20 protein-coding genes are annotated in these 23,778 nt (G+C 63.9%); 6 read left to right on the forward strand and 14 right to left on the reverse strand.

All coding sequences use genetic code 11. The annotated features are described in order from the left end of the window. Positions 1-4: 4 nt before the first annotated feature. The 4 genes from ABIB95_RS01205 (at position 5) to ABIB95_RS01220 (ending at position 6,883) form a co-directional block, all read left to right on the forward strand. Positions 5-1,177 carry an efflux RND transporter periplasmic adaptor subunit gene (locus ABIB95_RS01205; RefSeq protein ID WP_354237622.1) on the forward strand — a complete coding sequence of 391 codons (1,173 nt, stop codon included), beginning with the start codon at positions 5-7 and terminating at the stop codon, positions 1,175-1,177. Continuing rightward, positions 1,174-4,317 carry an efflux RND transporter permease subunit gene (locus ABIB95_RS01210; RefSeq protein WP_354237623.1) on the forward strand — a complete coding sequence of 1,048 codons (3,144 nt, stop codon included), beginning with the start codon at positions 1,174-1,176 and terminating at the stop codon, positions 4,315-4,317. The genes ABIB95_RS01205 and ABIB95_RS01210 overlap by 4 nt, the downstream gene beginning before the upstream one ends. Then, complete coding sequence (locus tag ABIB95_RS01215; RefSeq protein ID WP_085401751.1) at positions 4,304-4,720, forward strand: thioesterase family protein; 417 nt, start codon at positions 4,304-4,306, stop codon at positions 4,718-4,720. The genes ABIB95_RS01210 and ABIB95_RS01215 overlap by 14 nt, the downstream gene beginning before the upstream one ends. Positions 4,721-4,888: 168 nt before the next feature. Further along, positions 4,889-6,883, forward strand: coding sequence for a PAS domain-containing sensor histidine kinase (locus tag ABIB95_RS01220; RefSeq protein WP_354237624.1), 1,995 nt, complete (start codon positions 4,889-4,891; stop codon positions 6,881-6,883). Positions 6,884-6,894: 11 nt separating this feature from the next. Here the strand turns inward: ABIB95_RS01220 and ABIB95_RS01225 are convergent, their stop codons facing one another. Beyond that, positions 6,895-9,186 (reverse strand): FdhF/YdeP family oxidoreductase, encoded by a 2,292-nt coding sequence (locus tag ABIB95_RS01225; RefSeq protein ID WP_354237625.1) that lies wholly within the window; start codon positions 9,184-9,186, stop codon positions 6,895-6,897. 240 nt (positions 9,187-9,426) lie between these two features. Here ABIB95_RS01225 and ABIB95_RS01230 point away from each other — a divergent pair, with 240 nt between their 5' ends. Beyond that, a complete protein-coding gene (locus tag ABIB95_RS01230; protein WP_354237626.1) occupies positions 9,427-10,674 on the forward strand; it encodes an oxalate decarboxylase family bicupin in 1,248 nt (415 codons plus the stop codon). A gap of 94 nt (positions 10,675-10,768) precedes the next feature. Here ABIB95_RS01230 and cydB read toward each other — a convergent pair whose 3' ends face one another. The 13 genes from cydB to ABIB95_RS01295 all read right to left on the reverse strand — a co-directional run bounded on the left by cydB (position 10,769) and on the right by ABIB95_RS01295 (position 22,368). Further along, positions 10,769-11,755 carry a cytochrome d ubiquinol oxidase subunit II gene (cydB, locus tag ABIB95_RS01235; RefSeq protein ID WP_354117197.1) on the reverse strand — a complete coding sequence of 329 codons (987 nt, stop codon included), beginning with the start codon at positions 11,753-11,755 and terminating at the stop codon, positions 10,769-10,771. A 2-nt stretch (positions 11,756-11,757) separates the two neighbouring features. Continuing rightward, on the reverse strand, positions 11,758-13,167 hold the full coding sequence (locus ABIB95_RS01240) for a cytochrome ubiquinol oxidase subunit I (protein WP_354237627.1): 1,410 nt from the start codon (positions 13,165-13,167) through the stop codon (positions 11,758-11,760). A gap of 18 nt (positions 13,168-13,185) precedes the next feature. After that, positions 13,186-14,724, reverse strand: coding sequence for a malate dehydrogenase (quinone) (gene mqo / locus ABIB95_RS01245; RefSeq protein ID WP_354237628.1), 1,539 nt, complete (start codon positions 14,722-14,724; stop codon positions 13,186-13,188). A gap of 42 nt (positions 14,725-14,766) precedes the next feature. Continuing rightward, complete coding sequence (locus ABIB95_RS01250) at positions 14,767-15,171, reverse strand: cupin domain-containing protein (RefSeq protein ID WP_354237629.1); 405 nt, start codon at positions 15,169-15,171, stop codon at positions 14,767-14,769. Then, the gene (locus ABIB95_RS01255; RefSeq protein ID WP_354237630.1) at positions 15,168-15,593 is read right to left on the reverse strand and encodes a cupin domain-containing protein; all 426 of its coding nucleotides are present in this window, start codon (positions 15,591-15,593) and stop codon (positions 15,168-15,170) included. Before ABIB95_RS01255 ends, ABIB95_RS01250 begins: the two co-directional genes overlap by 4 nt. Positions 15,594-15,606: 13 nt before the next feature. After that, positions 15,607-17,043, reverse strand: a complete 1,437-nt coding sequence (gene fumC, locus ABIB95_RS01260) for a class II fumarate hydratase (protein ID WP_354237631.1) — start codon at positions 17,041-17,043, stop codon at positions 15,607-15,609. 164 nt (positions 17,044-17,207) lie between these two features. After that, on the reverse strand, positions 17,208-17,873 hold the full coding sequence (locus tag ABIB95_RS01265) for a YoaK family protein (protein ID WP_354237632.1): 666 nt from the start codon (positions 17,871-17,873) through the stop codon (positions 17,208-17,210). Between the two features lie 18 nt (positions 17,874-17,891). After that, a complete protein-coding gene (fdhD, locus tag ABIB95_RS01270) occupies positions 17,892-18,728 on the reverse strand; it encodes a formate dehydrogenase accessory sulfurtransferase FdhD (protein WP_247308970.1) in 837 nt (278 codons plus the stop codon). Positions 18,729-18,731: 3 nt separating this feature from the next. Next, positions 18,732-19,331: an HdeD family acid-resistance protein gene (locus ABIB95_RS01275; protein ID WP_166351877.1), complete on the reverse strand. Its 600-nt coding sequence runs from the start codon at positions 19,329-19,331 to the stop codon at positions 18,732-18,734. A 137-nt stretch (positions 19,332-19,468) separates the two neighbouring features. After that, on the reverse strand, positions 19,469-20,092 hold the full coding sequence (locus tag ABIB95_RS01280) for a histidine kinase dimerization/phosphoacceptor domain -containing protein (protein WP_354237634.1): 624 nt from the start codon (positions 20,090-20,092) through the stop codon (positions 19,469-19,471). A 38-nt stretch (positions 20,093-20,130) separates the two neighbouring features. Then, the gene (locus ABIB95_RS01285) at positions 20,131-20,631 is read right to left on the reverse strand and encodes a Dps family protein (RefSeq protein ID WP_028153529.1); all 501 of its coding nucleotides are present in this window, start codon (positions 20,629-20,631) and stop codon (positions 20,131-20,133) included. A gap of 124 nt (positions 20,632-20,755) precedes the next feature. After that, on the reverse strand, positions 20,756-21,319 hold the full coding sequence (locus ABIB95_RS01290) for a cytochrome b (protein ID WP_071915328.1): 564 nt from the start codon (positions 21,317-21,319) through the stop codon (positions 20,756-20,758). Beyond that, positions 21,316-22,368, reverse strand: a complete 1,053-nt coding sequence (locus tag ABIB95_RS01295) for a catalase family peroxidase (protein ID WP_354237635.1) — start codon at positions 22,366-22,368, stop codon at positions 21,316-21,318. Before ABIB95_RS01295 ends, ABIB95_RS01290 begins: the two co-directional genes overlap by 4 nt. Positions 22,369-22,725: 357 nt before the next feature. Between ABIB95_RS01295 and ABIB95_RS01300 the strand changes: the two genes are divergently transcribed. Then, positions 22,726-23,619, forward strand: a complete 894-nt coding sequence (locus ABIB95_RS01300) for an SDR family NAD(P)-dependent oxidoreductase (RefSeq protein WP_354237636.1) — start codon at positions 22,726-22,728, stop codon at positions 23,617-23,619. The last annotated feature ends 159 nt before the right edge of the window (positions 23,620-23,778 follow it).

Raw genomic sequence — 23,778 nt, forward strand, 5'->3', positions numbered from 1 at the left:
TCTCATGAAACGAAATCTCGCCATCGCGCTTGTCGCTCTCGCCGCGATCCTCGTCGGAGCCGGCCTCTGGTTCTTCGCCATGGACCGGAAGCCGGTCGTCGCCGCCGCGCCAGTGCCCGCGGCCGTACCGGTGGTCACCGCCGCCGTCACCGGCAAGGACGTTCCGATCTATCTGCGCGGCATCGGAACCGTGATCGCCTACAACACCGATGTCGTGCGCAGCCAGATTCAGGGACAGATCGTCAAGATCGCCTTCACCGAGGGACAGACCGTCAAGGCCGGAGATCTGCTCGCCCAGATCGACCCGCGTCCCTACGAGGCCCAGATCGAGCAATTGACGGCCAATCGCGACCGAGATCAGGCCCAACTCACCAATGCCGAAGCCAATCTCTCCCGCTACAGTAAACTCGGTGACAAGGGTTATGCGACCCCGCAGCTGATCGAGACGCAGACCGCGCAGGTGGCCCAACTCAAGGCCGCCGTGAAAGCGGACCAGGCGCAGATCGACGAGGCCAACGTCCAGCTCAGCTACACGCGCCTGACATCGGCCATTCCCGGCATCACCGGCGTCCGCCAGATCGATGTCGGCAACGTGATTCATCCGACCGACCCGAACGGTCTCGTCGTCGTCACCCAGATCGAGCCGATTTCGCTGCTGTTCACCCTTCCGCAGACGGATCTGCCCGTGATCCAGGAACACGAAGCAAAAGGCCAGTTGAAGGTCATCGCCTACAGCCAGGACAACAAGATTAAGCTCGGCGAAGGCACTCTGCTGCTCGTCAACAACGAGATCGCAGGGACGACCGGCACCGTCCAGCTCAAGGCCACATTCGCCAATCACGAGCACCGGCTGTGGCCGGGACAGCTGGTGAATGCCCGGCTGCTGCTGAAGATTCAGAAGGATGCGCTGACGGTCGCCGGCTCCGCAGTCCAGCAGGGCCCGAACGGCAGCTATGTCTATGTCGTCGCTCCCAACCAGACCGCTTCCTTGCGTCCTGTTCACGTCGCGCAGATCAGCGAGGGGCAGGCCCTGATCGACCAGGGACTGAAATCAGGCGATACCGTCGTCGTCGACGGTCAGTATCGGCTGACGGAAGGAAGCCAGGTTCGGGAACTGCACGGCAAGGCCGCGCGCGAAGCCGACCTGCAAAGCTCGGTGCAGGACGCGCTCCCATGAACCTGTCCGCGCCCTTCATCCTGCGGCCGATTGCAACCGCTCTGCTGATGGCGGGCCTGCTGCTGTGCGGCCTCGCGGCCTATCCCCTGTTGCCGGTCGGCGCGCTGCCGAACGTCAATTACCCGACGATCCAGATCTCGGCCCAACTGCCCGGCGCCGACCCCGGAACCATCGCCTCGTCGGTCGCCACGCCGCTCGAACAGCAGCTCAGCCAGATCCCCGGCGTCACGCAGCTCACCTCGTCCAGCGCGCTCGGCGTCGCCCAGCTCACGGTGCAGTTCGAGCTGTCGCGCACGGTGGACAGCGCGGCGGTCGACGTGCTCTCCGCGATCAATGCCGCGAGCCCGTACCTGCCGCAGAACATCCCCTACCCGCCGACGATCAGGAAGGTGAATCCGGCGGAAACGCCGATCATGCTGATCGCGCTGACGTCAGAGTCGATGCCGCAGACCACGGTCGATGCCTACGCGGAAAACATCCTGCTGCCCAAGATTTCCCAGGTGCCGGGCGTGGGCCTCGTCGGGATCGGCGGCCAGCAGAAGCCCGCCATCCGCATCCGCGTCAATCCGCAGGCGCTTGCCGCCCGCGGCATCGGCCTCGAAGACGTCCGCACCGTGATTGCCGGCGCCAATGTCGACCTGCCCAAGGGCACGCTCAACAGCCCGCGCGTCACTTATACGCTCAATACCAACGACCAGTTGCTGAAGCCCTCCGCCTATGAAGCCCTCATCATCGCCTATCGCAACGGCTCGCCGGTGCGGCTGCGCGACATCGGCTCGGCAATCGAGGGGCCCGAAAACGATCTGCTGGCCGGCTGGTACGGCAAGGACCCCGCCGTCATCCTCGCCGTCCAGCGCGTCCCCGGCGCCAACGTCATCGAAACCGTCGATCGCATCAAGAAACTGCTGCCGCAGCTGCAGGCCTCCGTTCCGCCGGCGATCAAGGTGACGATCGCCGCCGACCGCACCGCCACGATTCGCGCCGCGGTTACCGATGTGCAATTCACGCTGCTGTTGACCGTTGCCTTGGTGGTGATGGTCATATTCCTGTTCCTGAGGAATTTCTGGGCCACCATCATCCCGGCGATCACGGTTCCGCTGGCGCTGATCGGCACCTTCGCGGTCCTCTACGTACTCGGCTACAGTCTCGACAACCTCTCGCTGATGGCGCTGTCGATCGCGGTGGGATTCGTGGTCGACGACGCCGTGGTGGTCATCGAGAACATCGTGCGCCATCTCGAGCAGGGCATGACGCCCATGGAGGCTGCGCTCAAAGGCTCCAGCGAAATCGGCTTCACGATCGTCTCCATCACCCTGTCGCTGATCGCGGTGTTCATCCCGCTGTTCCTGATGGGCGGCTACGTCGGAAAGCTGTTCCAGGAGTTCGCCGTCACGATCACCGCCTCGCTGCTGCTGTCGCTGGTGATCTCGCTCACCTTGACGCCGATGATGTGCGCGCGCCTCCTGAAGGACGAATCGCGCAGGAAGCACGGCCGGCTCTATCTCCTGTTCGAGCGCGGCTTCGATGGCCTGCTTGCGCTGTACGCGCGCGGCCTGCGAATCGTGCTGCGCCATCGTTTCGTGACGCTGCTCGTGATGCTCTCGACGATCGCGCTGACCGGCTATCTCTATGTGATCATCCCGAAAGGCTTCTTCCCGCAACAGGATACCGGACAGATCGTCGGCATCACCGAGGCTGCCCAGGACATCTCCTTCCCCGCCATGTCCGAACGCCAGCAGGCGGTCGTCGACATCCTGTCAAAGGATCCGGCGATCCAGTCGGTGGCGAGCTATATCGGTCCGGGCGGCCCGACCGCGACCCTCAACCAGGGGCGCATCTTCATCGTCCTGAAGCCGAAGCCCGAACGCAAGGCCAGCGCCGACCAGGTGATCGCGCGGCTGGAACCCCAGCTCGCCCATATCCAGGGCATCAAGCTTTACATGCAGTCGGCCCAGGACATCACGATCGGCGCGCGCCTGTCGAAGACGCAGTATCAGTACACGCTGACGGACGCCGATTCCAACGAACTCAACCACTGGTCGGCGATCTTCCTGGAGAAGATCCGCGCGCTCGACGTCGTCGCCGACGTCGCGAGCGACCAGGCCAATGCCGGCCCGAGGCTGCAGGTCACCGTCAATCGCGAAGTCGCCTCGAGCTTCGGCATCCTGCCCACGACGATCGACAACACCCTCGACGACGCCTTCGGTCAGCGCATCGTCTCCACCATGTTCACCTCGCTGAACCAATACCACGTGGTCATGGAGGTCGATCCAGCCTTCCAGTATGGGCCTGACGCGCTCAAGGATATCTACCTGAACTCGGCCACCGGCCAACAGGTCCCTCTGAGCACGCTGGTCCACAGCGTCATCATGCCGGCGCCGATTCTGATCAATCACCAGGGCCTGTTTCCCTCGGTGACGATCTCGTTCAACCTGCGGCCCGGCGTAGCGCTGGGCGATGCGGTGACGGCGATCCAGAAGATCGAGAAGGACACCGGCAAGCCCGCCTCGCTGTCGACCTCGTTCCAGGGCAACGCGCAAGCCTTCCAGTCTTCGCTGTCCGGCACACCGTTGCTGATCGGGGCGGCGCTGATCGTGATCTACATCATCCTCGGCGTCCTCTATGAGAGCCTGATCCATCCGATCACGATCCTGTCGACGCTGCCTTCCGCCGGCATCGGCGCGCTGCTGTTGCTGCTGGCAGTCCACATGGATCTCAGCGTCATCGCCATCATCGGCATCATCCTGCTGATCGGCATCGTCAAGAAGAATGGCATCATGCTGGTCGACTTCGCCCTCGAGGTGGAGCGCAATCAAGGGCTGAGTCCTGAGGAAGCGATCTACCAGGCCTGCACGCTCCGCTTTCGCCCGATCCTGATGACGACCATGGCCGCGCTGCTCGGCGGTGTGCCTCTGATGCTCGGCAACGGCACCGGCGCCGAACTGCGCCAGCCGCTCGGCTACACGATCGTCGGCGGCTTGATGCTCTCGCAGATCCTGACGCTCTACACCACGCCCGTGGTCTATCTCTATCTCGACCGGCTCGGCAATTGGTTCACCAACCGCAAGCCGCATGCGGTCGAGACACCCGCCCCCTCCACGAGCGAAGCAGATGCGGGATTGGGCCATGAGTCCGCTTGATCAGGTGAGCGTCGGCATGACGGCGGAAAAGCTGGTGACCGTCACGGCCGAGATGACGGTCGGCCACGTGGTGCCGGGAATGCCTGAAGTCTACGGCACGCCGATGATGATCCTGCACATGGAGATGGCGGCGGGATCGGCGATCCAGCCGTCCCTGCCGACCGGCTATGTCAGCGTCGGGATGATGGTCAACGTCCGTCATCTGGCGGCGACGCCGGTCGGCCGCACCGTGCGCGCGGTCGCACGGGTCGTCGCCGTCGAAGCCAGGAGCGTCCTGTTCGAAGTCGAGGCCTGGGACGGCGGCCGCAAGATCGGTGACGGGACCCATCGGCGCGGCGTCGTCGATGTCGCCGAGTTCGAAAGGCGTTTCGGCGTGACGAGGCCCACCGCGGCGTTGGCCTAAGGTCGCGGAATCCTTCCCGCGGCAACATCCCGGATCTGGGCGCAGGCTCGCATGGTGCCGCCGTGCGTTTTGACAAAGGGTCCGCGAAAAAGCAAAAGACCGGTTTTCCACGCTGCGGTACATCGCTTGCATCCCGCGTCCGGACATCCGGGCTCGGGAATTGGTCTCATGCCCGGCGAGTATCTCTTGGACCTCTTCAATCTGCTGGCCCAGTCCGGACTCGCTCACGAAGGCAAGGAACCCGCGACGGTCCGTCACACGGGGATGGTCTGTCGCGCATCGTGGCCCGACCATTCGCGCTACGCCCATCCCGCCCTTTGGGTCCTGGGAGGCGTCGCGCTCGGCGTGTTGTCATTCACTTGCTTCCTGCTCGGGATCGACCTCACCACCAGCGCCCTCGCCCTGCTGGCCGTCATTCTCGTGTTGTCGTTGCTTGCGATCGCCGGCTTGGTCAGGCGGCAGCACCGGCTCGAGCGAGAGGACGTCTTGCGGCGGCGTCAGGTCGCCTATCTCGCCGAGGCCCAGAAGCTCAGCCACACCGGCAGCTTTGTCTGGAACGTCGCCAGCGGCGAGCTGTTCTGGTCCGAAGAGACGTTCAGGATCTTCGATCTCGAGCCGACCTTGCCGCCGTCGCTCGACACCATCCTGAAGCGTACGCATCCCGACGATCTCAATGCCGTACGCGAGGCGCTCGATCGCGCCGCGAACGACAGGAACGACTTTTCCCTGGAACATCGGCTGATCCTGAACAATGGCTCGATCAGGCACATTCGCGTGGTCGCCCGTGGAACGTCAGAAGATCGCGGACAATTTCGGTTCATCGGCGCGGTCATGGATATCACCGCCCAGAAGAAGGACCACACCGAGCTGGAGCGGAGCGAGCAGCGCTACCGCCACCTGTTCGGCCGCATGCCGATCGCCCTCCGTCAGCTCGACGCCAGCAGACTGGTGGTGTTGTTCCGAAAACTGCGGGCCGAGGGCATCAAGGACCTCGGCAGCTATTTCGACAGCCATCCCGACTTTCTCCGGACCTGCATGGACGCGCTCTCGTTTCAGGAAGCCAACGAACGGGCCATCCAGATGTTCGGAGGAGGCGTCGACGGCTATGTCGGGCGTTCCATGTCCGACACCTGGAAGGCACGCCCGGATACGTTTCGGCGGGCCATGGAGTCCCGCTTTCGCGGTGAAACGAACTTCGAGGAAGAAACCAAGATGGTGACGTGGGACGGCCGCGTCGTCGACGTTCTCTTCACAACGGCCCGCGTCGGCCCAATCAATGATCTCGAAATAAGCCTGGTCGCCACGATCGACATCTCGCAACGCGTCCGCGCCCAGGAGAGGCTTCGGCAGGTGCAGGCGGAGTTCGCGCATGCGGCACGCGTCTCGATGCTCGGCGAGCTCACCGCCTCCATCGCGCACGAAGTCAACCAGCCTTTGGCCGCCATCGCGACCAACGCCGCTGCCGGTCTGCGCTGGCTGAACAGGCCGATTCCCGACATGGCCGAGGTCCGCAGTACAATCGAAAATATGGCCACGGATACGAGGCGGGCCGCGGACATCGTGGCGCGTGTTCACGGGATGGCTTCGCGCAAGGCGCCGGAGCGCGCCGTTCTGTCGCTTGACGATGTCATTCGCGAGGCGCTTCTGTTCCTGCGCCACGAGATGGAATCCCGCGGCGTAACGATCCTGCACCGGCCCGACGCGGAATCTGCACTCGTGCTCGGCGACCGCACCCAGCTCCAGCAGGTGATCGTCAATCTGGCCATCAACGCCGTGCAGGCGATGACGCAGGCGGGACGCGACCATGGCAGGATCGTCATCACCACCGCCGCGCAGGACGCGACGACCCTGTGCTGCTCCGTGGAGGACAACGGTCCCGGCATCTCCGCCGAACATGCCGGCCGGCTGTTCGAAAGCTTTTTCACGACCAAGGAGTCCGGCATGGGCATGGGACTGCCGATCTGCCGGTCCATCGTCGAAGCGCATGGCGGCCGGATCGACGCCGAAGGCCTTAGCGCCGAAGGACTTGGCGCCGAAGGCCTTGGCGCCGGAGGACTTGGCGCCGAAGGACTTGGCGCCGATCGCGGCGCCCGGTTCTGGTTTACGGTGCCGATCGCGACGCCGGCGTCATCGCCGCCATCCGGTCGGGACGCCGACGCCTGACCCCGCCCGCTCTATTGCGCCGGGGCGGTCGAGCGCACCAGGCGGATCGGGATCCCTTTGAATGACGGCGTGAAGCTGAGGGGATCGCGGGCATAGAGCGGCACCAGCGGATTGGTCTCCGGATAGTACGCGGCACAGCAGCCGGTCGGAAACGAGTACGCAACCACGCGAAAGTTGCGCACGATCCGCTCGGCGCCATCGGTCGACTCCGTGATCAGGTCGACGCGATCGCCGTCCGCGAGCCCGCGCTTCTTCAGTTCATATTCGTTGAGGAAAACCACGTCGCGCTGGCCGAAGACGCCGCGATAGCGATCCGACAGCGAGTAGAGCGTCGTGTTGTACTGGTCGTGGCTGCGTATCGTGCTGAGCCACAGGAAATCCGGATCGGCCTGCGGCGGGTCCTCGCCGCACCCCTCAAACACCAGGAAATTGGCCTTGCCGGACGGCGTTGCCCAGATGCGCTCCCGCGCGGTCGAGGTCAGATGGAAGCCGCCGGGAATGCGGATACGGGCATTGTAGCTCTCGAAGATCGGGAAGACGGCCTCGATCGCATCCCGGATGCGATCGTAGTCGCCCACAAAGCCGTCCCAATCGACCACCGTGCGCTCGCCGAGCGTCGCCTTGGCGAGGCCTGCGATGATCGCGACCTCGCTGAGAAGATGCTCCGATGCCGGCTTGTTGCGACCGCCCGAGGCGTGGACCATCGACATCGAATCCTCGACCGTGATCGACTGCGGCCCCGATTCCTGAATGTCGATCTCGGTTCGCCCGAGGCACGGCAGGATCAGGGCGGCGCGGCCATGGATCAGATGGCTGCGGTTGAGCTTCGTGGAGACGTGGACGGTCAGATCGAGCTTGCGCAGCGCGGCCTGCGTCGCCTGCCAGTCAGGTATGGCCGCGGCAAAGTTGCCGCCCATCGCGAAAAAGACCTTCACCTCTCCGCGGATCATTGCCTCCAACGCCGTCACGACGTTGTGTCCCGGCGCGCTCGGCGGCTTGAAGCCGAAGCGGTGCTCGAGGCGCTCGAGGAAATCCGCCTTGGGGATCTCGGTGATCCCCACGGTTCGGTCGCCCTGCACGTTGGAATGACCGCGAACCGGACAAACGCCGGCGCCATCGCGTCCCACATTGCCGCGCAAGAGCGCAAGATTGGCGATCTGCTGCACGTTGTGCGCACCACGCTGGTGCTGGGTAATGCCCATGCCGTAGACAAGGATGGCGCGCTCCGCCTTCATATAGGCGCCGGCGGCATATTCCAGGTCCTCGCGCGTCAGGCCGGACTGGCGTTCGATGTCGGGCCATTGCGTTCGCTTGAGATCGCCGATCAGCGCTTCGATGCCGGCGGTGTGCCCGCGAATGAAATCCCAATCCAGTATCTCCGGCTGCTCGGCCGCACGGGCAGCCTCGTCCGTTTCGACGAGGATCTTCATGATCCCCTTGAGGACGGCGACGTCGCCACCGACACGCACCTGGAAAAGCTTCGAGCTGATCGTCGTCGACGACAGCGTGATCATCTCAACCGGGCTCTGCGGCGCCTGGAAGCGCTCCAGCGCGCGCTCGCGGAACGGATTGAACGAGATGATCGAGGCCCCTCGGCGGGCCGCGTTGCGCAGGCTGGTCATCATCCGCGGGCTGTTGGTGCCCGGATTCTGGCCGAAGATGAAGATGCAATCGGCCTTGTCGAAATCCTCCAGCAGCACGGTGCCCTTGCCGACGCCGAGCGATTCCGGCAGGCCGACGCTGGTCGCCTCGTGGCACATGTTCGAGCAGTCGGGAAAGTTGTTGGTGCCGTACTCGCGCACGAACAGCTGATAGAGGAAGGCGGCTTCGTTCGAGGTTCGCCCGGACGTATAGAACTCCGCCATGTTCGGATCCGGCAGCGCATTCAGCTCGCGGCCGATCATGGCGAACGCATCGCTCCACTGCACCGGGAGATAGCGATCGGATGCGGCGTCATAGCCCATCGGATGGGCGAGCCGACCGACCATTTCGAGATCGTAATCGTTCCAGCTCGCGAGCTCCGTGACGGTATGCTCGGCAAAGAATTCGGGCGTGCAGCGCTTCGATGTCGTCTCCCAGGCGACCGCCTTGCCGCCGTTCTCGCAAAATTCGAATGACGAGGTGTGCTTCGGATCGGGCCAGGCGCAGCCGGGGCAATCAAAGCCCTCCGGCTGATTCATCCTGCTGAGCGTCGCCGCACCCTTCAGCGGCGCCCGCTGCACCAGAAGCGCCTCGCTGAGCGCCTTGAGTGCGCCCCAGCCGCCGGCGGGTTCACGGTAGGGACGAACCGATTTCGTTGTCATCTCGATATCTCGCGATATGGCAATTCTCCGGGCCAGTTAAGGATCGTGCGGGCAGAGCCGTCTTTTCAAAACGAAGCCGAATTTCGCAATTGCACATGTTCGGAGCCGGGCGCAGCAGCCAGTGCATTCCGGCAAAAAGAGCGCGTTCACGGAAGCTGAAACGGCGACCGGAAACTAGGTTTGTGAGTTGGAGCCCCGTCGCTACGGAGGGCTTTCGACATTTTTCAGGAGCGACCCAAGATGTTCTCAAGACGTGATTTGCTGGCCATGTCCGCGGCAGGCGCCACCATGGTCGGCTCCAGCGCGCAGGCCGCAACTTTCGGCAATCCGGACGAGCCGCCGCAAGGCGCCGTGAACGCCAAGAGCCCCGGAAGCCTGTCCGATCCCGGTCCCCAAGATCCGGACCTTGCCAAGCACTTCCCCTCTGCCCAAACCCCGCCCCCGACGGACGTCGGTGGCCTGCCGGCGGATTGGGCCTCATTCAACAATGCGCCGAGGCGTATCCAGAATGGTGGCTGGGCCCGTCAGGTCACGGTCGAGGATTTCGCCATCTCGAAGGAGATCTCCGGCGTCAATATGCGGCTGGCTGCCGGCGGAATCCGCGAGCTGCATTGGCACCAGGCTGCCGAATGGGCGATCCTGACCTACGGCTCCTGCCGCGTCACCGTGCTCGACACGCAGGGGCGCCCTTATGTCGGCGACCTCAAAGTCGGCGACCTCTGGTATTTTCCGCCGGGCGCGCCGCATTCGCTGCAGGGCTTGGGCCCCGATGGTTGCGAGTTCGTGATCTGTTTCGACGACGGCCACGCCAATGAATTCAACACGCTCCTGGTGACCGACTGGTTCGCCCACACGCCGCCCGAGGTGCTGGCGAAGAACTTCGGTGTTCCGGCCGACGCGTTCGCAAAGATCCCGCTGCACAACCGCTGGATATTCCAGGGGACTGTGCCCGGCGATCTCGCCGCCGATCGCGCAGCCGTTGCGAAGCACGCCGAAGCGCCGCCCTACCCCTTCGTCCACTCGCTCGGCGGCTCGGCCCCGGTCAAGGAGAGCTCCGCCGGCAGCATCCGCGTCGCCGACAGCACCACCTTCAAGGTTGCCACCACCGTCGCTGCGGCGCTGGTGTCGATGCCGCCGGGCGCTGTCAGGGAGATGCACTGGCATCCGAATGCCGACGAGTGGCAGTACTATATCAAGGGCAAGGCGCGGATGACGGTGTTCGACACCGGCCCCAATGCGCTGACGACGGACTTCGGGGCCGGCGACATCGGCTATGTCCGGCGCAATCTCGGCCACTATGTCGAGAACGTCGGCGACACCGAGCTGCAGTTCGTCGGCGTGTTTCGGGCCCCTCGCTACGAGGAAGTGTCGCTCTCCTACTGGCTGACGCACACGCCACCCAAACTGGTCGCCCAGCACTTCAACATCGACGAGAAGCTGATCGCCCAATGGCCGGACAACAGCCCCGGCGTCATGCCCAAATCCTGAACCAGCCTCGCAATAGTTCTGAACGAGAAAGGCGCCGAAACCGGCGCCTTTCTTTTATCCGTGACAGCTCACGGCAACTTCGAGCGCGCAGCCGTCAGTAGTGATCGGCAGCAGGGGCCGACTTGCCGCGGAAGACGCGATAGCCGATCGCCACATAGAGCAGCATCAGCGGGAATACGAACAGGCCGGCGCCCCAGAACATGAATGCGAGACTTGCATGGGGCGCCGCGGCCTCGTCGATCGTGACGACGAACGGAATCATGTAGGGCCAGAACGACAGGGCCAGCGTGGCGAAGGCCGCGACGAAGATCAGGGCGACCATATGGAACGGCCAATAGTCGTCATGGCGCAGGATGCTCTTGGCCAGCATCGCGGCCGCACCGGCGCCGATCACGGGAAACACGAACAGATAGGGCCGGTCGGTCCAGCGTTGTAGAATCGGAAGATGTTCGACAAGCGCATACGCAAAGACGACGACCAGGAAGACCAGGACGCCGATCGCCAGCGGCGGGATCTGGCGCCGTGCGGCATCCCGAACGGGACCTTCGCACTTCCGCACCAGCCAGCAGGCGCCGAGCAGCGAATAGCCGAAGCAGAGCCCGATCCCGCACAGGGCGGAAAAAGCGGTCAGCCAGCCGAGCGTTCCGCCGGTATAATCGCCGTTGGAGAACTGGAGTCCTTCGACGAGAGCGCCGACCATCGCGCCCTGCATGAAGCTGGCGGCAAACGAGCCCACGACGAAGCTGACGTCCCAGACCCAGCGCGAACTGAGCGCCTTGCCGCGAAACTCGAACGCCACGCCGCGCAGGATCAATCCGAGCAGCATCACGAGAACAGGGATATAGAAGGCCGACATCACCATGGCGTAGACCACGGGAAACGAGCCCCACATGATCACGCCCGTGACGATCAGCCAGGTTTCATTGCCGTCCCAGACCGGAGCGACCGTGCTCAGCATGGCATCCCGTTGCGACTCGCCGCCGGCCGCCCCGAACAGCATGCCGACGCCGAGATCGAAACCGTCGAGAAGGAGATAGATCAGGATGCTGATGGCAAGAAGGGCAACCCAGTACATCACCATGGTTATTCTCCCGCCCCGAGATAGCTGCGTGCGCCCGACACCTGATCGGCGAGCGACATCGGCCGATTGGGCACGGGAACGTGGAGCGGCTTGCCGCCGAGTCCCGCCGGGCCGGCACGCAGCAGCCGATAGATGTAATAGGTCCCGAACGAGAAGATGAAGGCGTAGACCGCGACGAACAGGATCAAGGAAGTCATCGCAGCCGACGCGGTCAGGAACGGCGTCACGGCGTCTGCTGTCCGCAACACGCCATAGACCGTCCATGGCTGGCGCCCCACTTCCGCGGTGTACCAGCCGGTGAGGATCGCGACCCACGGCAGTGGGAAGCTGAGGAAGATGCCCCACAGCAAGAGGCGGTTCCGATCGAGCCGATGCTTGAGGCCGAGCCAGGTCCCGAGCCAGGCCAGCCCCAGCATCACGAAGCCGCAGCCGACCATGATGCGGAAGGCAAAGAACGGGATCAGCACCGGCGGCCGGTCCTGCGGCGCGAAGCTGGTGAGGCCGACCTCTTTCGACGTCAGACTCATGCTACCGATGATGCTCCCGAGCACGGGAATCGATATCGCGTATCTGTTGGATTCGGTGCTCGAATCCGGGATCGCGATCAGCACCTCGGAGGCTGGCTGCTCGTCATGCCAGCGCGCCTCGATCGCGGCGAACTTGGCCGGCTGGTAATCGTGGACATAGTCGCCGACGAGATGCCCGATGAAGAGCTGGACTGGCAGCAGCACCGCCGCAAGCGCAAGGCCCATCCGCAGCATGACATGAGCTTCGGGGCGATAGGTCCGCCGCAGCAGATACCACGCGCCGGTTGCCGCCACGCAGAACGCGCCGGTCAGGTAGGACGCGAGCAGCATATGCGGAAACCGGACCCAGACCACGCGATTGAAGATGATCTGCGTCCAGTCATCAGGCACGAACTGGTCGTTCTGCAGGACGTAGCCGGTCGGCACCTGCATCCAGCTGTTGTTGACCATGATCCAGAACGCCGAAAGCGTCGTCCCGAGCGCGACCATCGCCGTCGAGAACAGGTAGAACCACGGCGGCACCCGGGGGCGACCGAAGATGAGGATGCCGAAAAAGGCCGCTTCCAGCATGAAGGCGGTGAAGGTCTCGTAGGAGAGCAGCGGGCCCTGGATCGGGCCCGACATCTTCGAGAGCACGCTCCAGTTCGTTCCAAACTGAAACGCCATCACCACGCCCGATACGACGCCCATGCCAAACGCCACGCCGAAGATCTTCAGCCAGAACGCGAACAGGGTCCGGTAGACGGGCTTGCCACTGTACTGGTGCATCGCTTCGAGCACGGTGAGCCAGGCGGCAAGCCCGATCGTGAACGCCGGGAAGATGATGTGAAACGAGATGGTGAAGGCGAATTGCAGCCGCGACAGAAGGAGCGCCGTCGGGTCCATCGAACATTCTCCGTTGGTTCACGCCCGCTTCGCGGCAGCCGGCGCGCGTGCGGCCGGCTGCCGAATGTTGTCGACCTTGAGGACCGCGGCGGTCGCGGCACGAATCTGGCGACAGAAATCCGCATCGTCGATCAGCGACACGCCATAGGACGGGATGATCTGCTTCAGCTTGGGCAACCAGGCGCTTGCCGTCAGCTCGCCGGCGAAGCACTTCTCGAGCACGCTGATGGCGATGAACGCGGCAGTGGAAGCTCCCGGTGAAGCGCCGAGCAGGGCCACCAGCGAATGGTCGTCCGCGCCGACGAGCTCGGTCCCGAACTCGAGCAACCCACCACGCTTGACATTGGGCTTGATGATCTGGACGCGCTGGCCCGCGACCTGCAACCTCCAGTCCTTCGGGTCGGCCTTCGGGAAATATTCGTCGAGCGCCGCGAGCCGGTGTCCCTCGGATTGCAGCACCTGCCCGACCAGGTATTCGGTGAGATCGAAATTGTCGCGCGCCACCGAAAGCAGCGGCTTGACGTTGGCGGGACGAATGGACTCGAAGAGATCCAGCAGCGAGCCGTGCTTGAGGAACTTGCTCGAGAAGCCGGCATAGGGACCGAACAACAACGAGTGCTGGCCGCCAATCACCCGCGTATCGAGATGCGGCACCGACATCGGCGGCGAGCCGACCGCGGCCTTGCCGTAGACCTTGGCATGGTGACGCTTGTTGATCTCGGGATCGTCACAGCGCAGCCAGATCCCGCTGACCGGGAAACCGCCATAGCCGCGCCCCTCCGGGATGCCGGATTTCTCCAGCAGCGGCAGCGCGCCGCCGCCGGCACCGATGAAGACGAATTTTGCGCGCACCGACCGCGTCTCGCCGCTCGCGGTGTCCCGCACTTCGACGCGCCACCGGCCGCCCTGCTCCCGGTCAAGACCGGTGACGCAGCTGTTGTAGTGGACCGCACAGCCCGGCTGGCTGACCAGATGCTTGACCAGCAGATGCGTCAACGAGCCGTAGTCGACGTCGGTGCCGGTGACGATCCGCGTTGCGGCAACCGGCTCGTCGCCACTCCGTCCGTCCATCACCAGCGGCGCCCATTCGGCAATCTGCCTGGGATCCTCGGTATGCTCCATCCCCTCATAGCAATGATGGGCCGACATCGCCTTGAACCGTTTCCGGAGAAATTCGACGTTCTCCGCGCCGTGCACGAAGCTCATATGCGGCACCGGATGGATGAACGCTTGCGGATCCGCGATCGCTCCGCGACCGATCAGGTAGGACCAGAACTGCCGGGACAGATCGAACTCCACGTTGACCTGGAGCGCCTTGGAGATGTCGATGCTGCCGTCGGGCCGCTGCGGCGTATAGTTCATCTCGCAGTTCGCCGCGTGGCCGGTCCCGGCATTGTTCCAGGAGTCGGAGCTTTCTTGCGCGCAATCCCCGAGAATTTCGCACATCTGGATCGACAGAGAGGGCTCGAGCTCCTTGAGAAAGACGCCGAGGGTCGCGCTCATGATGCCGGCGCCAATAAGGACAACATCGGTTTCGCGGTCGGAAGCTGCTGACATGGCTTTTTCTTTCGTCGGGTGTTGCTGCTTTGGATGGCTCGATCAGGCCCGCATCGATTGCCGCACCTTGGCGCGGAACGGCACGTCCGCTCCCGGGCGCAGGATCACGTAGGCACGGCGCCAGGATGAATCGTCGGTCAATTTCCAGCTATGCCCCGAGCCGGCGGTGTCCTCCGCCAGCAGGATGTTGCCGGGGTGGAGCAGGAAGTGGTGGCCGTCACGCGTCTGGAAATCGAGCGTTCCGCTGAGCGTGATCACCAGCTGCCGGATCGGCGCGGTGTGCCAGGCGAACGCACCGCCCGATTCCGTTTCCTGAAAGGAGACGCTGGCGGCATCGATCTTTCCGGTCAGGAAGTCGCCGCGCTGTCCCGACTCCAGCTCGAGGAAGCCTTCCTCGAAATGCGAGTTGTTGTCCTCTCCGGTCCAAAGGCGCACACAGCGGATCATCGTGTCTCTCCTTGCATTGTGGTTGCGCCGCCTGCGCGGCGTCGTTCGGACCGGAACGGCACCTCGGCGTCCGGCTCGAGAACCGTGTAGATGCGCCGCCATGGCGTCTCATCCGTCATGGTCCAATTGTGGCCCGTCCCGCTCGTGTCTTCCGTGAACAGGACATCGCCCGGGCGCAGCGTGAAGCTTCCGTCCGCCGTTTCGAACCGTAGCGTCCCGCTCAAGGACATGACGAGCTGGCGTGCCGCGTCCGGATGCCAGCCGAGTTTCGGATCTGACTCCGTTTCGTGGAACGAGGCGGCATCGATCCGAAGCTTTGCGCTGAGCGCATCGCCCCTCGCCCCGCGCGCGAGCTCGACGACGCCATCCTCGAAGTGCGACTTGCCATCCGCACCCGTCCAGAGTCTGACGCACCGGATCATTGCCGCCGTCCCTTCAGCCGGCCTTCGCGCCGATTGCGAGCGGCACCTTGATCTCCGCCACATAGGGCTTGACCATCTTGGCGGGATCCACGATGCGGTCGAACTCCGGCTCGGTCACGAAACCGAGCTTGAGCGCCGCCGACTTCAGCGTGAGATCGTTGTCCATCGCATAGTGCGCGATCCGCGACGCCTTGTCGTAGCCGATCACAGGCGCCAGCGCAGTCACGAGCATCAGCGACCTCTCGACATACTCCTTGATCTTCCTGTGGTTCGGCTCGGTACCCTCGACGAGGAAGGTGCGGAAATTGGTGCAACCATCGGTCAGGATGGTGACGGACTGCGCGATGTTGTGGATGATCAGCGGCTTGTAGACGTTAATTTCCAGATAGCCGCCGGCTCCGCCGAACCCGACGGCGACGTCGTTCGCCATCACCTGCACGGCGATCATCGTCAGTGCTTCGGCCTGCGTCGGGTTGACCTTGCCCGGCATGATCGACGAGCCCGGCTCGTTCTCGGGGATCAGCAATTCGGCGAAGCCCGCGCGCGGGCCGCAGGACATCAGACGGATGTCGTTCGCGATCTTGTAGAGCGACCCCGCGAGCGTGCGGAGCGTGCCAGATAGCTGCACCAGCGCGTCATGCGCACCTTGGACGGCAAACTTGTTCGGTGCGCTGACGAAGGGCAGCCCCGTCAGCCGCGCGATTTCCGCGGCGACGGCCTCGGCGAAGCCCGGCGCGGCATTGATGCCGGTGCCGACGGCCGTGCCGCCCAGGGCGAGCCGGAAGACGCCCTTGAGCGCGTCGTCGATGCGGGCCAGATCGTCGGCGAGCATGCCGGCATAGCCGGACCATTCCTGCCCAAGCGTCAGGGGGGTCGCGTCCTGCATGTGGGTTCTGCCGATCTTGACGACGTCGTCCCACTGGCTCGATTTTTCCGCGATTGCGTCGTGCAACGCCTCAACCGCCGGGACGAGGCGCTCCGTCACGTTCATCGCGGCTGCGATGTACATGGCCGAGGGAAAGCTGTCGTTTGACGATTGCGACATATTGACGTGATCGTTCGGATGAACCGGGTGCTTGCTCCCGAGCGGCGTGCCCGCAAGCTGGCAGCATCGGTTCGAGATCACCTCGTTCACGTTCATGTTGAATTGCGTTCCGCTGCCGGTCATCCAGACGTGAAGCGGAAACATGTCCTGATGCTGGCCGGAGAGGATCTCGTCGCAGACATGCGCGATCAGCTTGTGGACCTTGCCGTCGAGACGGCCGCCGGCGCAATTGGCGTTCGCGGCCGCCTTCTTCAGGATCGCGTAGGACTGGATCATTTCGCGCGGCATCAGGTCCTTGCCGATGCTGAAATGCTCGAGCGAACGCTGCGTCTGCGCCCCCCAGAGCTTATCCGCGGCAACGTCCACTTCACCCAGGCTGTCCGTCTCTTTGCGAAGGTTGTTCATCCGTGCCTCTTGGCAGTTGACGTCGAAAGGCCATCTCGGCGCTGTTAGAAAGTGTATGCACCGCATGAGGCGCATGCTTCCGTGAATGAACGTCCTTTTGCCGAATGGCATGGTGCGCGCTCCGCACCGTCAACGAGCGAAATCACGAGACTTGGATCGACGGTTCAGCTTCGCAGTTGCGGCCGGCAGAGCCAAAGAACGCACACCGACGATGCGATCGGCAGGACAAGGCTCCAGGCGTGCAGCCATTTCGTCACGCAGGCCCCGATGGCGGCCCCCGACAGGAACATCAGGCAGACCAGAAGCATGACTGCGGTGCCGCGCGCCGCATCGCGATCGGACGCAACTGATTGATCGAGGGCACGGAGCATGTTGCCGGTGACGGTGACGGAGAGATATTTCCAGCGCTCGACCTGCCTGAAGCTGGCCGACTGCAGTGCGGCGCCGAAGGAGATTCCGAGGATCGTGATCATGTCCGGAATCCAATGATACAACAGCATCACCGCGACCAGGCAGACGATCTCTCCGGCGAGGCAGAGCAGCGGCGACTTGAGGCGGATTGCCAGCGATGCGCCGAGCAGAAAGGCGGCAAGGGGAAGAAGATGATGGGTTGCCTGCCGCCATTGCCCGGACATGGCGTCGATGCCGAGGAAGACGACATTGCCGGTTTGCGAGCTTGCAAACACGCCGCCGAGCGAGAGCCATGTAAAGGCGTCGAGAAAACCGCCCGTCATGCTCAGAAGAGACGCCACGAGAACCGATCGCTCCGGCGCTTGGACGACGCTTCCGGTCTCGGCGACCGGTTCCGGAGATACGGCTTGCATCGCCATGTGCGTCGGCCCGCGAGGTCAGCAGCCGGCGTGCGTTGCGGCCTCATCCGGCAGCAGAACGCGACGCGGGTGCGTGAATACGCCGTATCCGTCATCGCGCGCGATCGCGAGCAGCGTGATCCCCGCTTCATCCGCGGTCTTGATCGCGAGTGCGGTGGGTGCGGATACGGCCACGATGACCGGTGCGCCAAGCATCGCCGCTTTCTGCACCATCTCGACCGAAACGCGGCTCGTCAGCAGCACCGCGCCATCGCACGCCGATCTCCCCTCGCGTACGATCGCGCCGGCGAGCTTGTCGAGCGCATTGTGCCGGCCGACGTCCTCTCTGACCAGGCCGATGCCGGCCCGCGGATGCCAGAAGGCCGCCGCGTGGACGGCCCGCGTTTGCTGATTCAGGATTTGGTGCGGAGAAAGAGCCTGCATGGCGCCCAGCAAGTCGCGCGCGTGAAAAACGATGCCCCGGCCCTTCACCCGCGCCGGCGCGCGGCGAGCCTGTTCGAGGCTCTCGATGCCGCATAGCCCGCAGCCAACGGGGCCGCTGATGGTTCGGCGCCGTGCAGCCAGGGATGCCGCGCGGTCACCATCGAGCCACATCCGAACCTCGACGCCGAGATCGTTCGGGATCAGCTCGATGCTGCTGATCTCGCTCGCACGTTCGACGATGGCCTCGGTGAGGCTGAAGCCGATACCGAAATCCTCCAGATCTCCCGGCGTGCCCATCATCACCGCCTGGGTCGAACCGTTATAGGTGAGCGCAATCGCGGTCTCCTCGGCAACCAGCCGCGAGGTCGACTTCGTCTGACCGCCGCGCCAGGCAATCTCCCAATGCCGGGTGAATGTCGAGCCTTTCGCCATGACTCATACCGTCGCCGGCTGGGACGAATGGCGCGACGCGCGGCTCTTGAGCGCGATCCCGAATGCGATGAATCCCCATCCCTGGAAGATCAGGTCGACGACCAGCATCACACCAAGCAGCCACAAACCAATGGCGGGCCAAGCCGCAACCAGCATGACACCGACGCAGAAGGTCAGGACGCCCGCAGCCACGATCCAACGCCAGCCCGCGGCCGGCCGGATATGGAAACCGGCCCAGATCCTTATCACCCCGGCTACGACCAGGAAGGCACACACTGCGAGAGACAGCGTGAACGAAGCCAGGATCGGATCGTAGAGTATGATGGCCCCGGCGGCCGCATAGACGATCCCGGCCAGTAGCCAAAGCAGGAATCCCCGCAAGCCGCGCACTGAAAACGCTTGCACGATCTGGAAAATGCCGGCGACCGCCATGGTGGCGCCGATGACCAGTACGGACGCGAGGTTCGCCGCCATCAGATTGGCAGATGCAACACCGCCGAGGATCAGTTCGCCGACACCCAGCGCAACGAACCAGCCCCATTTTCCGGTGATGGCGTGGATCGCCCATCCGAGCGAGGCCTTCGAGTTCGACATGTCCGTCATGGCTTGACCCTTGTTCGCACGACGATCCGCAGATCATGAATAGGGCGAGCGTATCGAGATCTGTCCCAAGTCATCTTTCGAGGACGCAGCGATATTATTTGATCCGCACGATACGGATCGTTGCGCGAGGATCGCGACTAGCGCAGGATGGTCACGACGGTCCTGAACCCGTCGGGGCCACCGCGGACGTCGACGGTCCCGTGCAGACGCGCCGCAAGCGTCTCGACGATGGAGCGGTCCTCTTCCCGGTATCTGCTCTCGTCGAACGAGCCGTTGTCCGTGACGCTGCACGCAACCGACGTCGCCGTGAGCCACACTTCGAGACGAATGGCGCCTGCTCCGCAGTGGGATACGTGGCGCACCGCACCGGTGATCAGTTCGAAGACGATCATCCCCAGCAGCCAGCAGCGCTCGGAGCTCATCTGCAGTGGATGCAGCAGCAGCGAGAGCGCAATACCCCTGTCTTCGAGGCTCGAGCGGCTGATCGAGCGGCACAATTGCTGAAGATAGGCCGCCAGATCGACGGCGGTGGTGAACTGCGGCATTTGCAGCGCGTGGTGAAGTTGCGCATGACCTTCCAGCCGGTCCTGCACGGAAGCGAGGGTCGCCCTCGCTTCGATGCCGTCGCAACGATCGGCCGCCTGCGCCACCAGATCAATCGCCGAGGCGAGCTCGTCGTCGATCCGGTGCGCGAGCTCACGCAGCAGCAGGCGCTCCGCCTTGACGCCGCCATCCGGCAGGAGTTCCGAGAGGCTGCTCATCCTTCACCCGCCTCCCGGCCCAACGGCGTGCTTTGCGCTTACGAATTCTGGCCGCTTCGGCCGGTCTCATAGAGGAACCAGATGCGCCGTTCCGTCTCGTCGATCCAGTTTTCCAGGACGCTCGCGGTGGCGACATCGCCGTATTCGTCGCAGAGCTCGTGGACCCGGCGCATTTCCCGCGTCAGCTGCTGGTTGTCGCTGCGCAGCTCGGCGAGCATGTCCTGCGGATCGACATAGTCGGCATCGTTGTCGAGAATGCGCTGCTCGCGCGCGATGTGGCCGATCGAGCGCAGCGTCGTGCCGCCGATCTTGCGTGCGCGTTCGGCGATGTCGTCAGTCATGGCGAAGATTTGGTCGGCCTGCTCGTCGAGCATAAGGTGGTAGTCGCGAAAGTGGCTGCCCGACACGTGCCAGTGGAAGTTCTTGGTCTTCAGGTAGAGCGCGAAAACGTCGGCAAGCAGCGCTCTCAGCGCGGCTGGAACGTCCCGGTTCGCGTTTGCTCCGAGATCCGTCGGGCTTTGGAGGTCAGCTTTGGTCATGGTCGGCATCCTTTGCTGGAGGTTGGAAACATCTAACCGCGCAGTGCGCGAGGAATCTTTCCGGCGCGAAAGATCCTTTTGTGATCGCACGCCTGCGAGGGGCGCCCGCCGGCGCGCAGCGGGTTCATTTCGCTTGTGTCACCCTGTCCCACAGCGGCAGAAGCGACATCGATGCGAATACGCCATCGCGACGGATCAATGCGTGGAATAGCCCCGCCGCCAGATGCAGCAGCACGAGGGCAAAGAACGCGAAACCCAGATAGACGTGGGCATTCCAGAGCAGCGTGTGCATCAGGTCGCTCTGCGGCAGCAGCGCGGGAATTCGGATCCCGCCATACAGGACGACCGGATAGGCCGCAGCCCAGAGCATGCCGAGGCCGAGCAACGGCATGACGATCATGAGGCCATACAGGAGCTGATGCGACAATCTTGCTCCAAACTTCATGGGTCTCGAAAGATCGGCCGGCAATGGCGGCGCACCGTAATACAGTCGCAACGCCAGCCTGATCAGCACGAGGACCAGCAGGGTAACGCCGATCGTCTTGTGGACAAGGATGAGCGGCAGATATTTCGGCGCGACCGTGGAGACCATGCCGACGCCAATGAACAGCATGGCGAGGATGCAGACCGCCATCAGCCAGTGCAGAACGCGCTGGATCAGGGCAAAACGATGAGGAACGCTGGTCATGGCTTGGCGGTCTCGGTTCGCGGATAGTCCCTGGCTTCGGCCGCGCGCAGATCGTAGGATTTGCGGTAGACCGATGAGCGTGCAGCCGGGAACGGATCGTCCGACACCCGGATTCCCTGTGGCAGGACCGCCGGATCGAAATTGATGTCGCGGCATGGTCCATCGCGCTCCGGCTCGATCCGCTGCACGATCAGCGTTCCGACCGCCACCTTGCGACGGCTCTCGGGCCAGGCCTTGCTCGGATCCGCGGTCGGGTCACCCGGATCGGCCACGGTCGTGACCATGGTCCATCGCAGTGGACCGGCGGTCCGGACCCGTTCGGTGATCTCCTGCTCGAGATAATCCGGCCCGCGCTTTTCGAGGTCGGCCTGCGAGATCGGAATGGGTTGCGCCGAGGGCAACAGCGACCATCGCACGGTGTGGTCGCCGCCTCCGGCGTCCGTGAAAACGAAGCTGTTGAGGCCGTTATAAGGCTCCTCCGCATAACTGCCGGTCCAGGGCGCCGTCTTGGCCCAGGCCGCGAAGGGGCCGAATTCCGGGTTGGCCTGAATGAACGCCTTCATCGCCTCCGGATCCTTCTTGCCGGATGCGATCAGCAGGTCGTGAAATGCCTGCGGCGTGGAAACCGCGAAGAAGGGCGGGTTGATCATCGCCATGCGCCACTCTTCGCCGTCTGCCGTCGTGATCATCAATCCCAGGCCGCGGACGCGCACGGTCGCATCGACCGCGTTCGGATCGGCCGTGCCGAGATTGAAACGGCCCAGGGCCGGATAGCGCCCCTGCGCGAAGACCTTGGCCCGGGAGAGTTCCGCGCCGCTTCCATTCGCCTCGAATGTCCCGGTGAAGCAGATTCCCTTGGCATGATTTCGCCGGTGCCCGAGCGGCGGGCCGCTCGGAGGCGTCAGCGCCGCGATCATCCGTTCCGGCGTCAGACGCCCCGGCGAGAGCCATCCCGCAGTGTATGCGAAGGCAGCCGCGCCGCCGCCGACCACGGCCGCAATCAGGACGAGGGACCCAAGCCCCGAACGTGGTAGCTTGCCTTGATTCATCCGGTCTCCTTTGCGATGCGCAGACCGCCTGGCGATCGGGTGCGCGCGGCGCTCTTTCGAGCGACGCAGCCTCCTTGTAGCCGGCGGCCAGGGCCCGATCTTTTCGAACCCACCGCCAATTTCGCGAAGGCACGCCTGAACTGTCTTCGGCGTTCGCCGGACCGGATCCAGCTTCGGGCATTCTCGAAATTTTTCGTGCAATTTGACAATCGATCGTGATGCCCGAAAAGACCCACCCTGCGCCCCGCCCTATTCCAGATGCGCTTCGCACGATGGCGGCGGTCGACTCCCGAACGATGGACCGTGTCGCGACGGGGCCGCCAGCGCCGCAGAGGCTGGAATGCGATTGGGAATCGAATGAGCAAAGTGATCATCGTCACGGGTGCTGCAAACAGCATCGGACGAACCACCTGCCGGCAACTGATGCAGGCAGGCCACACGGTCTACGTTTCAAGCCGGGAAATGAGTGGCCCTATTGCGCAAGGGATCGAGGAGGCTGGATCAAATCCCGGCCAGCCCGGCGCCGATCTCCGCACGATCGAGTTCGACGTCTCTTCGGACTCCTCAGTGACCTCGGCCGTTGAGACCATCATCGCCGAAAACAGCCGCCTCGACGTGGTCGTGCACAGTGCCCGGCAAGTCGTTTACGGACCCGCAGAAGCCTTCACGCCGGAGCAGCTCGCCGAGCTCTACGATACCAACGTCCTGATCGCACAGCGCCTCAATCGCGCGGCGTTGCCACAATTGCGCAAGCAAGGTCAGGGCTTGCTGATATGGATCACGTCAAGCAGCGCACGGGGCAGCTCGGTTCCGTTCCTCGGCGCCTGTGCTTCAACGGAAGCCGCCCTGGATTCGCTGGCACTCAGTTACGCCGGCGAGCTCGCACGTTGGGGCGTCGAGACGACCATCATCGTTCCCAGTGCTCTCGGACCCGGCCACTATGTCCGATCCGGCCGGCCGCAGGATACTGTTCGGGCGGAAGAATACGCGGATGGTCCGACCGCCGACGTGAGTGAAATCGCGCTTGCGGGACTCGCGCAGCTTTCGCCAAAGGATACGGCCCCACAAGATGTCGCAAGCACAGTTGCGAATGTCGTGAACATGCCGTTCGGACAACGTCCGCTGAAAGTTCATTTCGGCCCGGATGACGATGGGGCGGCAGCTGTCGACGCCGTCGCCGACCGCGCACGCACGGAACTGTTCGGCCGGATCGGCCTGGAGGATCTTCTCAAGCCGGTGTTGATCCGATGAGATCGCCCATCGGCGGAGATTTCCCCAATCGACGGTGGTTTCCCAAAAAATCAGGACTCTCCCCGGAGTTCCCTGCCCTCCGGACGAAAGTGATCAGCGACATCCATCGGTGATCCTTTACCGCGATACTGCTGGATGTTACGTTTGAAGTTGCCACCG

The organism is Bradyrhizobium sp. LA2.1, assembly GCF_040547725.1.
Lineage (GTDB): Bacteria > Pseudomonadota > Alphaproteobacteria > Rhizobiales > Xanthobacteraceae > Bradyrhizobium > Bradyrhizobium barranii.